The organism is Lacihabitans sp. CS3-21, from assembly GCF_024343675.1.
In the GTDB taxonomy this organism is placed as follows: Bacteria; Bacteroidota; Bacteroidia; order Cytophagales; family Spirosomataceae; genus Leadbetterella.
This window is the reverse complement of sequence record NZ_RJUD01000025.1, coordinates 10,076-23,575: the sequence shown is the minus strand read 5'-3', so window position 1 is coordinate 23,575 and position 13,500 is coordinate 10,076. Positions and strand designations below refer to the sequence as shown.

Sequence of the window (13,500 nt, the reverse complement as noted above, 5' to 3'; positions counted from 1 at the left end):
AAAATACTTATTCATTGAGACCCTACCCGTTTTCATATTATCCTTTTGGTTATGTCTTTTCGATTGAAATTCTAAAATAAACTATTTTCTAAGAAGTCTTTATAATTTCAAATCCTTCTCCAAGTTCTAGAATTTTATAGGGAGTTCCAATTTTTTCACAGGCAATTTTAAAGTTTTCTGGGTCTTCGGTGTTAAACTCAAATAAGTAGTAATGATGGGGTATAACACATTTGATATCAGCTATTTTACTTAAATCGGCTGCTTCTTGAAAACTTAAATTTCCGGCTACTTTTCTTTCAGGCTTGTTTCCATTTATGGGTAAAAACGCCAAATCCAAATGGTAACTTTTGAGGGTTTCCTCCAAACCTTCATACCATAGCGTATCACCGGAATGGTAAACCACAAAATCTCCAAATTTTACAATGTAGCTCATAAACTTGCACTGACCTTTTTCGTCTCGTTCTATAGTATTATGTGCCGCAGGAAGGCCAATTATTTCAAAATAGCCAATTGTTAGACTTTCATTTTCATTTAAGCCGAGTGGGAAATCAATTTTACATTTTAGTCTATCTACTACAAAAGCTCGGTTAGCCTCCGGAATGATGAATTTTGCATAAGGATTATTTTCAAAAATGGTACCCAAGGTTTCAGCATCTAAATGATCGGTGTGTTTGTGGCTAGAGGTAACCATATCTATGTTTTTCAGGAGCGATGGAAAAACTACCAATTCGCTCATTCTTACGTGTGGTTTGTTGGTGTTTTGATATTTTACAGAAAGCGAATCTGATAAATAAGGGTCAAATAACAAGGTTTCATTTCGATACTTCAACAAAAAACCACTTTGCCCAAGCCACCAAACTTTGAAGGTGGTTTCGGAAGAAAAGGAATTAATATCCTCAATGAGTTGCTCGTTTTTCTGTTTAGGTTTTATCATTTTTATTTTCAACGTAATTCAGCCGCTGCTTTGCACATACTTTCAATTTTAAGTTTTGATGCCCATCTGGCAGTTTGTGATAATCCACAATCAGGAGCCACAGCCAATTTCTCTGCCGGCACATATTTCAGACATTTTTGGATCCGCTCCTTTACGTCTTCTACCGTTTCAATATAATAACTTTTGACATCAATAACACCTACGGCTACATCCATTTTTTCAGCAAAACGTTCTAAAAGATGCACCTCAGCGAAATTAAGAACGCACATTTCGGTGTGTAGCTCATCTACAGTCATATCCAAGAAATCAGGCAACATGGGAGCAATCGTTTTCTTTCCAATCGAGCGGCCTTTAAAATTTCCAAAACACAAATGGGTGCCGATTCGGGTTTTACCAACTATTCCCTTAACCGTTCTATTGAAAATATCAACAAATCGTTTTGTATCCTCTTTGTAAGCATAGCAAGACATGGATGGCTCGTCAATACAAATTTCCTGAGCACCGGCTTCTACCAATTTTTCTAACTCCAAAGCTACCAAAGGCATCAATGCTTCTGTGATTTCCCAGCGGTCCTTGTAGATTTCGCCCGGCAACATCCTTCCTGATAAGGTATATGGGCCTGGGATAGAAGCTTTCAGGATTTTCCCTTCGGGGGCTAATCTTTTCAAACGGTTGTATTCTTCGACCACGCCCAAACCCTTTGGAGCAGTTAGTTTTTCGACTACTGTATGTTTTCCCCTTTGGTCGTGAGCAGGCGGGCCATACTTTCGTGTTTCTTCATGGTTGGCCTGTATGCCTTTTATGAAACCATAAAACGAAAGGTTGAAATCTAGCCTTGTTTGCTCACCATCAGTAATAACATCTAGTCCGCCCGAAACTTGATCGTGAATAGCATTGATCACGGCATCTTCTATCATTTCATTGACATCGGCTGGGCCAAATTTATCGAGATTTTGAGAGGCAAATTCTAGCCAACTTGGGAATGGCCAAGAGCCTACTACTGTGGTTTTTATGGGTATTGGTTGCATTGTAATTTCAATTTGATTATGACTATTAATTTATCTTTTAGGCAAAGCTCAAAGATTTTTTTATTCTATTCTTTCGAAACATAACTCTCTATACCCACAGATTTGTACATCTTTGAGATACGGTGGGCATGCTCATCATAAGCACTTTGAAATAAGTCCGCCGCTTTTTCCGCTCCCACTACGGCTCCGGCTGTCAATACTTTTGGTGGGCGGCCAGCCTGTGTTAAAAGATTGGCAACTTCCGCTTTGATAGAATTGATGAGCATACAAGAACCCACGGTAGAACCTGGTGCAACTGGCGTTTCTAAGTTCTCAATTTTTATCATGGCGTCGCCCAGTGGTGCACCTGAATCCAAAACGATATCACAAAAATCCTGTAATTTCTTTCCGTCTTTTCTTTTCGAAGTACTGGCTTCAGAATGCAGTTTGGTATTCAATCCCACTACTTTCAATCCTTTTGACTTAAATATTTCTGCCATTTCGATTGGCACCACATTGCAGCCTGAAGATGAAATAATCAAAGCACTGTCTTGATCTGAAACATCAAAATTTCGAATGATTTGTTCCGCTAGACCCGTAACATTTTCCAAAAACATAGCTTGCCGTTGGCCATTGGCCCCTACAACCAAATTATGAAAAGTTAGCGAAAGCTCCACAATGGGATTGAAACCAGGGAATGAACCATATCTTGGCCACATTTCTTCCACCATTATGCGACTGTGCCCGCTTCCAAAAACATGCACCATTCTTCCAGCCAAAATAGAATCTGCAAATATGCTAGCCACTTCAAGAATCTGTTTTTCTTGAGAGGCTACGGTTTCGATCATCTGCTGGCACTTTTCTAAATATTGTTTTGTATAGGTCATATTTTATTTTTTTTTAAAACACATAGGCACATAGTTAGCATAGTTTTTTCTCTTGACTTGTATTTTTTTAAAATCACATAGGCTCATAGTTAGCATAGTTTTTTGTATTGACTCGTATTTTTTCTTTAAACACATAGGCTCATAGTTAGCATAGTTTTTTGTATTGACTCGTATTTTTTCTTTAAACACATAGGCACATAGTTAGCATAGTTTTTTTTAAAATTTTCTATTGTGCTCCATGTGTTCATTAAATTTTCACCAATGCAAAAGCTGCCGCTCCAATTGCTCCCGATAGATCATCGAAATGGGCCTTTTCTATTTTTGTTTTTTTGCCTTTCGGTCTAAATTCATAAAGGTCAATAAAAGTTTGTAAAGGCTCAAAAAGTAAATTGCCAGCCAATGTGATACCTCCACTCAATACGATGATTTCAGGTGAAAAAACATTAATTAAGGAGGCCATCGAAATGGCCAATTTACGGACAGCATCCAACCAAAGCCAGGTTCCAAAACTATCGTTTTCACTATAGGCATTTAAAAGCTCATGGGTAGATTTAAATTTCCCCATAGAACGTTTTTCGATAGAATAATTACCCAAGGCATATTCTAGACTACCAGGAATTCCCAAAATACTTCGCTCATCGTCTGATATATTGATAGCTATATGTCCCAAATGCCCGGCCATCTGACTTAAGCCTTGGTACAATTCTCCATTTATCAAAATTCCACCACCAACACCTGTTCCTAAAGTAAGCAAAATCGCATTTTTATACCCTTTTACAGCCCCAAACTTAGCTTCGGCCATCAATGCGGCATGTGCGTCGTTTAGTACCAAAGTTGGAGTTCCGAAATAATCTGCCCACACAAAATTCTCTAATCCAAAAAGTCTATTGGGCAAATGAGCGATGCAAGAATTCTCTGCATTTGCTAACCCTGGAGCAGACATACCAATGATTTCAACTTGATTTTGGCTTTTCGATTTAAGATAGTTTACCATTTCCAAAACATTCACCTTCCACCTTTCATCTCCCTCATCACTGGTAGGGATATAATGTTTCTCAAGGACCTCACCCATTTCATTGAGCAAAATCCCTTTCACATTTGTTCCGCCTAAGTCTATTCCGATTGCTACTTTCATTTCTTAGCTGTTGGCTTTTAGCAAATAGCTATTAGCTTTTATTTCAATTCATTATTAAACCCATTCCTATTTCAACAAATCAACCTTTGCTAATTAACCTATTAACTAATTAACACATTAGTATTGTCCTTCAGAAACCTCCCATCCGCCATCTACATATAGCGTTTGGCCAGTTGTAAACTTTGAGCCATCTGACATAAAATATACCGCCGCACCGTCTAAATCTTCGGGTTTTCCGTTTCTTCCACCGTCGAGCGGTTGTTTGGTTTTCACGAAATTCATAATAGTTTCATCCGTACTTGCTCTGGCAGACATAGGCGTTTCAACCAAAGCTGGAGCAAGAATGTTGATACGAATATTGTCTTTGGCATAATAAGCCGCCAAAGCTTTTGTAAAACCAATTACTGCAGATTTGGCTGCAGCATAGGCATGTGTCACAAAAAATTGCGGAGAAGGCGAAAACCCCAAAACAGAACTCATATTCAAAATATTTCCTGATTTTCCGAGTTCTAAAAATTTTCTTACAGCGGCTTGGTTAGAAAGCATCAAACTTGTAAGATTCAAGTCAAACGTTTTATTCCAGCCTTCTAGGCTGAGCTCATGCAACGGCCCATCGCCAAATTTCCTTCCACTTCCGCCAGCCACATGATACAAACCATCAAAATTTCCAAATTCAGACATACAGATTTCGATGGCTTTAAAAGCCGTTTGGGGATCTGAAGCATCACCTTTTACAGCTCGGGCATTTTCACCTAGTGCTAATTCAGCAGAAATGCAATTTTCAGGATTTCTTCCGACCACCACCACATTTGCCCCATTTTTTACAAATGCTTTTGCTGCCGAAAATCCCAAGCCAGTGGTTCCTCCTATGATAACGATATTTTTACCTTCAAGCATAAAGTAAATATTTATACCAATTATTGAAAACATATCAATAATATACAAAAATATATAACTAAAATTTAAATTTCCACCTATATTTATTGTTCAACCAATACTATATTGATATTTAATGGAACCTATTCTCCAAAGATTACCACTCAGCAAAGACCTCTCCTATATCTATGAGCGTTATGAATCTCCCTTTTTCGAAACTCCCTGGCATTATCATGACGAGTTCGAAATCGTCCTTTGTGATGGTGGTTTTGGAAAAAAAGTAATTGGCAACCATACTTCTGAATATAAGGAGGGCGATTTAATATTGATAGGTAGCAAACTTCCACATTGGTTTCGTGCAGATGAAACGTTTTATACTCATGCGGCTTTTCCGCGTCCGGCTTCTATCGTTATACAGTTTCGCTCAGATAGTTTTGGGGAGTCTTTCTTTGACTTAGTAGAAATGACCCCAGTGCGGTCCTTATTGGAGAAAGCAAAATTTGGGCTGGAATTTAAGGGCTATGCCAAGGAGCTCATAAATAAAATAATTAAAGAAAATATACATAAAAGTAGTTTAGAAAAGTTCCTGAGCCTTTTTGAAATATTGCAATTGATGGCTGAAAGTAAAGAGCACCAGACGCTTTCAGAGATAGGAATGGAAGGCATTAGCAAGAAAGATTCAGATAGAATGAGCATTATATTTGACCAAATTTTGAAAAACTTCAAAGAACCGGTGTCGGTGGAGGACTTGGCCCAAAAAGTAAATTTAACCAAAGCCGCCTTTTGCAGGTATTTTAAAGCCCGAACACAAAAGACGTTTGTGGAGTATCTTATGCAAGTCCGAATCAACCACGCATGTAAGCTTTTGAAAGAAACTGACCTGAGTGTTCTGGAAATTTGCTATGAGTCGGGATTTAATAACTTATCGAATTTTAATCGGCAGTTTTTGAAGCTTACCAAACAAAACCCCAAAGCCTTCAGAAAAAACCAGCATACTTCGGTTTCCACAAATTCATAGCTGAAATTTCAGAAAAAAAAAACTTACACCGCTTTTCTCAAAATAAGGTTAAAATTATATCCAATTTTGGCCATTAAATGAGTCAATAGATATTCAGATTTTAAGGATGTTTTTAAAGTGTAATAACAACACCTAAAGCGACATTTCCGATATAAACCTTCCGAAAATTTAGAAGAAAAAATAGTCAACTACCTCAAAATCAGCACAATTTTATTTTATATTTTTATGATTTTAGAAGTAAACGTTGTACTATTACAAGAAATCCATGTTTTTTTTGCTATTGTTAACACTTCCTAAAACCGCTATCCGTTTGTTTTGCATAAAAATTAAGTGCGTATGAATTTTACAAAAACACTTTTTATAATACTTTTTTCTGCTTTAGGTTTTGTGCCTTCATTTTCACAAGGATTGGAATACAAAAAATCGTTTGAAGGCTTAGCATCGTTTTATGGCAAAGAATTTAATGGCAAAACAACTGCAAATGGAGACGTTTTCAGCAATCGCTATTATACTTGTGCACATCGCACATTGCCTTTTGGTACATTGATAGAAATAGAAAATCCTAAAAATGGGAAAAAAGTAATAGTAAAAGTAAATGACCGCGGGCCCTATTGTGGAGAAAGAGTCATCGATCTTTCCAGAGAGGCTGCCAGCAAATTGGGATTAATCCACCATGGCGTATCGGATATTAAGGCAAGAATTCTTAAGAAAAGAAGAGGTTTTGATATCAACACAGGATCAATGGCCACAAAAAGTAAGTGGCCAGCACCTACCACCTCACGTAGTTTTCATGAGATGATATTCTTGAATTCTGCAAGAAGAAATTTTGTGATGAAAATCTAGGCTCATCATTAGGCCATGGCTTATTATAAAAACCTTCGAGCATTGTACCCTCGAAGGTTTTTTTTTGTAAATAATTATTGGATGGATGATTTCAAAAACAAAGTCTTGTTCAAGCAATAGATGTTCTGTAACAACCAGCGTTATCCATTTAATAATCTTAATAATATCTTCTCCTCAAATTCTTTACCGCTTTAATTCAATTTACCAGTTAAATTTGTAAGTATTCTTAATCTTTAGAAAAGGAGTCAATATGTACAGCAATAAATACTTTACAAGAAACTTTTAGAGAAGATTAAAAAAAAAATCCAAAAATTTTAAAATATATTATAAATTTCCAAAAAAAAATTATATTTGCAGAAACGAAGGCAATTAGAATCCCATAACTGCATTTTCAATTTTGAAACACACTTTAAAATTTTTAATAACTCTTCTTCTATTTTCTTGTTCCCAAGAAACAGACTTAATTATTGTCCCCAGTATATCATCTTTCACTTTACAAGAGTTTCAGGGAAGAATCGTTGAAATTAAGGGCAATCAGATAACCGTTACATTGCCGTATGGTGCTTTGACAAAAAGCCTAAATACAAAAATTGAAACCCAAAATACAGTTGAAATAATCCCTAGATCAGGCATCCCACAAGATTTTTCAAAACCTGTCTACTATACCTTGGTTGGAGAAAATGGCACAAAAATTATTTACAAAGTAAAAGTTATTCTTGAGCCGCAGCCGATCCCCATTATTTCGCATATAGAAAAGGATACAACTGAGGCAGGCCTTAAGAACATCATCCATGGAAAAAACTTTGGAAACTATGCTTATGGAGTCTATCCCAAGTTAATGAATAGCCAAGGTGAATTGACAGAACTTCCCTTTAAATTATTGGACTCCACTAAAATTGAGATCTTGGTTCCGATTTCAACCAAAGTTGGGAATTATGGAATTAAAGTAAAAGTAAATACGCTTGAAGCCGTATCCACAAACACACTTTATGTTGGTTATCCATCACCTCAAATAGCGTCTTTAAGTCATAAAAATATATTGAGTAATGACACGCTTTGGATCACTGGGAAGTATTTTGATCCGACCTATGCTTATTCTGTTCTATTCAAAAAAATGAATACAACTTTTGAAAAGCCCATTGTTTCATATAAAAATAATCAATTGGCTGTTATCCCTAATGATTTGGTTGGTCTTTTTGAAGTATTTATTAGTAATGTATCTGAAAGAAAAATAAGCAAGTTGCCTTCTTTCATCATCCATGTATTTGACCAAAACAAGCCTTACATATCCAAAATAATTTCGCCTAAAGATGTATATAGAAATGGAGACAATCTTCTTTTTGACACACAAAATTTCGATAAAGCCCCAGCCAGATTTTATCAAGTAATCCTAAAAAATAGCCAAAAAAAATACACACAAAATGGACTTTTCTCCAATGGAAAACTGTCCATCAATCTGCCTGAAAACATAGAAAAAGGGACTTATGGGATAGCATTTATCTTATTTGACCCACAAATTGCTTATACCTATTCTTTTGAAACAGACTTGGTAATAAAGCTTTAATTGTCTAACATTTTAACAATTTTTCTATGCGTAATTTTATTATTGCTACTATTGCTATTTCCCTGTTTTGGTCAAGAGGGGGTTTTGGCCAAGCTCCAATGCATGTTTATCCTCAAAAATACACCAGCACTGCTTTTACGGTTTTTAATATAAATAGTGCATGTTATGGTTCTGGATTAAAAATGTATATTAATAATGTGGAGTTCACAAACTTCACCTACGGCTTTTGTGGTTTTGGAATTTGCCAATTCCGATTCCCATTTGGCAATCTGAATGTTGGAGATGTAATTACAGTCAAAGATGCATGTGGCAACACAAGTACTCCTTCAACAGTTGTGGACGATTATGCATATGTAGAAGTAGCTGCCGGGGAGTCGTATAGTGGCAATGGTATAAGCCCTAATGACGAAAGTTTGCCATTTTCAAGATTAAATAATAGCCTCAGTATTGGAAAGTGTGAACCGATAAATATTAATTCACACACCTTACATGAAATTAAGCTGTTATTAAACTCCGATGGAAGCCCATTTACCAGTGGTACTTATAAGCTAAACGGAACACCCATAAACGCTGGAAACTTCAATATTGATAACTTCGGCAACAGTTCTTCAACCTTTACTTTTAATTCCAACGGAAGTATTACATCTAATGGATCAGCCGACTTTTATTCAATACAAAATTTTTCTGGCCAGGTACCAGTAAGTCTGGAATACAAACATAACGGACAAAGTCCTAAACATGAGTTTTTCGTTGGCCCATTAGCTGTCCAATTTTTAGATAATTTTTCTATTATCATAAAAGAGTTTAGATATGATGGTTCTGAAATTCAAGAAAATATTTCAGGGAACTTTAGTAATAGTAAACTTTTATTCACATTTAATAATGGCGTATTCAAACTTTTTATTGACGATGTAGAAAGAAAAGCCATACTAAGGACAGTAGTTTATTCTTCTTCTAGTGGAACTATATCCAACGGAGGTATTTTGGCTTATACAACCGGAGTTACCTGGACACCTGGAGCCTCGGGAGAGCAGTGGGTGCAAGCCATTATGGACGGCATCAGAGTTGTACGTCAGCGATTTTACGTACAAGAAGATTTGGTTATCAATCAAACTATAACCCATGTGGCTTGTAATGGACAAGCCACAGGCCATGTAAATTTACAAGTTTCTGGAGGGCAACCCGGCCTTCAATATTCCAAAGATAACATTTCATTTAGTGGAGACCCGAATTTTAGTGGCCTATTGGCCAACAATTACACTTTTTATGTAAGAGATGCCTCTGGGTGTCAAACCTCGAAAAGTATTTCTGTTTCAGAAAATGCCCCATTGAATATTTCTGTAAGCTCCAAAACCAACGCAAACTGTCAAGGACAGGCCAATGGCTCTGTTTCGTTAAATGCCAATGGCGGAGCTGGTTTTTATGAATATGGTTATTCGGATGCTAATTATCAAAACAACAGTACCATTTCGAATCTAGTAAGTGGGTCCTATGTTTTTTGGGTTAAAGATGCGATAGGTTGCAAAATATCTATTGCCGACCAAATAGGGCTAAATAGTAGCTTGAATGCTACGATCGCTACAAAACAAAACTTACTTTGTTTTAATGACCATACAGGTAGTGTAACTTTATCCAATACCGGTAGTAACTCCGGACCAATAACTTATTCAAAAGATGGATTGGCTTTCCAAAATACCCCAGTTTTTGGTGGCTTAGCAGCCGGAAATTATACCTTTACCTTAAAGGATAATCTTTGTACAGTTACGGTTTCTGATAATATCTCAGAGCCTTCCCTTCTAAGTCTAGTAGGAAATATCGACAACCAAGTAAGCTGTTTTGGTGGGAGTAATGCCAAAATAACTGTCACTCAAAATGGCGGAACAAGTTCTTACACATTTTCAAGTGATGATACCAATTACACAAATTCAAATGTGTTTGATAATCTACCCATTGGCAACTATAAATATTGGGTAAAAGACCAAAATGGCTGTAAGGCCAGCACGTCTATTTTTACAATTACTCAGCCTACCGATATAATATTTTCAGTGAGTTCAAAAACAGACATCAGCTGTTTTGGTGGAAACGATGGCGTAGTAACTTTGGACGCAAATGGTGGTATTACATCTTATGAATATACCATTGACAATGCTAATTATCAGTCTTCAAATATCTTTAGTGGCCTTAACTACGGCCTGAAGACATTTGGTATCAAAGACCAAAATGGTTGTACAAAAACCACAAGTACAACACTTTTACAACCTACAGCCTTGCAATTGTCCATTAGCCAGTCTAAAAACTTGGTCTGCAATAGCGACAATACGGGCATGGTCACCTTATTGAGTTCGGGAGGCACCACCCCTTATACCTATTTCAAAGACAACTCATTTGGGCAAAGCACTTCTGCATTTACTGGTTTGCCTGCTGGTTCCTATGTTTTTTCTGCCAAAGACGCAAAAAATTGTGAAGTGGTTTTATCCTCGATTACGCTCAGCGAGCCCACACCTATCCAAATCAGCCATATTCTAAAAACCGACATAAACTGCGAGACTTATGCGAATGGTGTATTAGGCTTCATAGCGTCAGGTAGTAACGGAGGCTTTAATTACACCCTCTCAGGAAGAGATTTCAGGTTAAATGATATAGGCACCCTTAGTTCGGCCAATGGGCAATTTAACAATCTAAAAGCGGGCAACTACATACTGACCGCCACTGACCAATTTGCTTGCTCCAAAACCTATGATGCAGCTATAGTTCCAAAAAACAGCGGAATAAGATTTGATTTAAATACAACACTCCCAAGCTCTTGTTTAGCAACAGACGGAGGAATCTCAGTGACCAACATCAGAGGCGGTAGACCCAACCCAACCTACAGCATCCAATTGAGTGGTCAAAATGTTTTTGGCTCGCAAACTACTTTTAACAACCTTATCAATGGCAATTATATTATCACGGTAGCCGATGAACTTTGCTCATACAATCAAGAGGTATCGCTTAGGTTAGCGAGTAGCCTAAATGCAAATTATTCCATTAGCCCTATCAGCTGCACTTCGCCCAATGCCAACATTTTGGTTGATCCCATATCAGGAGGTTCAGGCAATTATCAATTGGCCTTAAATGGAGGATCATTTTCGGATAACAAAAGTTTTAGCAATCTTTCTCCAAATACCTATGGAATAGTAATTAAAGATAGTCCTCTGACTTGTCAAACTACCTTAAGTTTTGAAATTAAGGAACAAAATCGAGCTGACCTCAAAACCTCAAAAGTTCAAGATATTTCATGTTTTGAAGGAAGAGACGGATTTATACAAGCCATTGGCGACAACAACCTCAGTCCATTCACCTATTCTTTCAACAGCCTCTCAAGTTTTAGTAACAACAACAATTTCAGTGGTTTACCAATAGGCACCTATAGGATTTATGCCAAAAACAGCATCGGTTGTTTGGATTCCATACAAGTTAAACTCCATCAACCTACCAAAATCCAATGGGACGTAAATATCAAAAATAACGACTGTTTTGGAGATCAAATGGGAGCTATCGCCATAAACGGAAACGGTGGAACGCCACCTTACCAATTTACAATCTCCAATTCGTTTTTAGATAATAACCACTTCACTCAGCTTTTAGCAGGCAAATACAAACCGGCTATCAGAGACAGCAAAGGTTGTCTGTTTGAAAAAGAAGTGGAAGTGATACAGCCTACTGAGCTTAAAATCAATCCTGTATATAAAGACACCATCGCTTGTTTCGGAGAAACTAACGGCAGTATAAAAATAGAAGCCAATGGCGGAACAGTGGGCTACACCTTTGCAATGGGCAATGAAAACGTTTATGATGTCAACGACACTTTTAAAAACTTGGGCGTAGGTAGGTATTCGTTTTTTGTCAGAGACGGCAATCAATGCCTAAAACAGACCGAATTGCTTATCACTGAGCCAGAGAGATTGGATTTGAACTTGACCTCTCAAACTGACCCACTCTGTATCGGTGAAAAAAACGGCACCATTACGCTTCAGGCAAAGGGAGGAAACAATGGCGGCTATACCTACACTATGGACAATAGCCTGAAACAATTTAACAACGGCCTCTTTAAAAATCTTTCTGAAGGAGATTTTACTTTCAAGGTAGAGGACCGCAAGGCTTGTTTTGATACCGTTACGCTGGTCAAACTCAAATGGCCAAAGGCACTATCCGCCTCAATGAGCCAAAAACAGCCTGTGTGCTTTGGCGATGCCAATGGCCAAATATTCATAGAAACCAATGGCGGCGTAGGAGGATTTACAGTAGAAATGCTTAACAAAGACCAAACATTTTATGAAAAACTTCAGCATGCAGAAAGCAGCTTTACTTTCCAAAAACTACCTGCAGGGATTTACGAATTTGCCGTAAAAGACAAAAATGGTTGTCAGCTCAATTTGGTGGATGAGATTGTGGATGCGGTGAAGTTAAACAACGACATAAATCTTGGTGGTGAATTAAGGACGGCGGATTCAGTGGTGGTTTGTAAAGGACAAGTTATTACCCTAGATGCTAAGAATCCAGGACAATTAATTGAATGGTATAAGGATGGGAAAATTCTTGAAACGTTCGGAGATGAAAATAGAATCGAAATTGATGAACAAGGTATATACGCTGTACTTGTAAAAAACTCATCGGGTTGTTCAAGTCAAGATAACTTCCATTTCAAATTTAATCAATTTGCATTAAAAACAGATTTCTTATTCCCAACACAAGCATTTGTTGGAGATACTGTAGTGTGCTTAGACATTACAAAGCCAATACCCGATAGAGTAGTATGGGAATATCCAAATGAATTCAAGATGATTACAAAAAATTATTCGAAACTTTCGTTAGCTGCTGCTTCAAGTGGATTTTATGAGATACAAATGACCGCTTATTCAAATTCATGTTCGAATAAGGTTAAACATAAAATTGAAATAAAGGAATCGACTGAAAAACCAGAAAATATTTTCTATGACAAAATTACAAGTTTCGAAATTTTCCCTAATCCAAATAATGGGAAATTTAGATTTGAAATTACTTCGATGATAAATGACAATTTTGAAGTCGATATGATAAATACTGCCAATGGTAAAAATGTATATTCAAAAACTTTTGAACAGCTAAATAAAATATCTCAGGAGGTCGATTTGAAGTTGGTACCGGGTATCTATATTTTATATGTAAAAACAGGAACAGAGGTTTTAAGTAAACGCATATTAATACTATAAACCTG

General features: G+C 37.0%; 9 protein-coding genes. 4 read left to right on the top strand and 5 right to left on the bottom strand.

The window, feature by feature from the left end; all coding sequences use genetic code 11:
• Nucleotides 1-88: 88 nt before the first annotated feature.
• From EGI24_RS13505 to EGI24_RS13485, 5 genes are all read right to left on the bottom strand, one after another.
• The gene (locus tag EGI24_RS13505) at nt 89-934 is read right to left on the bottom strand and encodes an MBL fold metallo-hydrolase (RefSeq protein WP_255048963.1); all 846 of its coding nucleotides are present in this window, start codon (nt 932-934) and stop codon (nt 89-91) included.
• Between the two features lie 8 nt (nt 935-942).
• Complete coding sequence (locus tag EGI24_RS13500) at nt 943-1,962, bottom strand: methionine synthase (RefSeq protein ID WP_255048962.1); 1,020 nt, start codon at nt 1,960-1,962, stop codon at nt 943-945.
• Between the two features lie 65 nt (nt 1,963-2,027).
• The gene (locus EGI24_RS13495) at nt 2,028-2,828 is read right to left on the bottom strand and encodes a sugar isomerase domain-containing protein (RefSeq protein WP_255048961.1); all 801 of its coding nucleotides are present in this window, start codon (nt 2,826-2,828) and stop codon (nt 2,028-2,030) included.
• 247 nt (nt 2,829-3,075) lie between these two features.
• The gene (locus EGI24_RS13490; protein WP_255048960.1) at nt 3,076-3,963 is read right to left on the bottom strand and encodes an ROK family protein; all 888 of its coding nucleotides are present in this window, start codon (nt 3,961-3,963) and stop codon (nt 3,076-3,078) included.
• Between the two features lie 117 nt (nt 3,964-4,080).
• On the bottom strand, nt 4,081-4,860 hold the full coding sequence (locus tag EGI24_RS13485) for an SDR family NAD(P)-dependent oxidoreductase (protein WP_255048959.1): 780 nt from the start codon (nt 4,858-4,860) through the stop codon (nt 4,081-4,083).
• 115 nt (nt 4,861-4,975) lie between these two features.
• On the opposite strand from EGI24_RS13485, the gene EGI24_RS13480 reads away from it, so the two are divergent.
• From EGI24_RS13480 to EGI24_RS13465, 4 genes are all read left to right on the top strand, one after another.
• On the top strand, nt 4,976-5,857 hold the full coding sequence (locus tag EGI24_RS13480; protein ID WP_255048958.1) for an AraC family transcriptional regulator: 882 nt from the start codon (nt 4,976-4,978) through the stop codon (nt 5,855-5,857).
• A 336-nt stretch (nt 5,858-6,193) separates the two neighbouring features.
• Nucleotides 6,194-6,700 carry a septal ring lytic transglycosylase RlpA family protein gene (locus EGI24_RS13475; RefSeq protein ID WP_255048957.1) on the top strand — a complete coding sequence of 169 codons (507 nt, stop codon included), beginning with the start codon at nt 6,194-6,196 and terminating at the stop codon, nt 6,698-6,700.
• A 397-nt stretch (nt 6,701-7,097) separates the two neighbouring features.
• Nucleotides 7,098-8,264 (top strand): hypothetical protein, encoded by a 1,167-nt coding sequence (locus EGI24_RS13470; protein WP_255048956.1) that lies wholly within the window; start codon nt 7,098-7,100, stop codon nt 8,262-8,264.
• A gap of 26 nt (nt 8,265-8,290) precedes the next feature.
• The gene (locus EGI24_RS13465) at nt 8,291-13,495 is read left to right on the top strand and encodes a T9SS type A sorting domain-containing protein (RefSeq protein WP_255048954.1); all 5,205 of its coding nucleotides are present in this window, start codon (nt 8,291-8,293) and stop codon (nt 13,493-13,495) included.
• Nucleotides 13,496-13,500 lie beyond the last annotated feature (5 nt).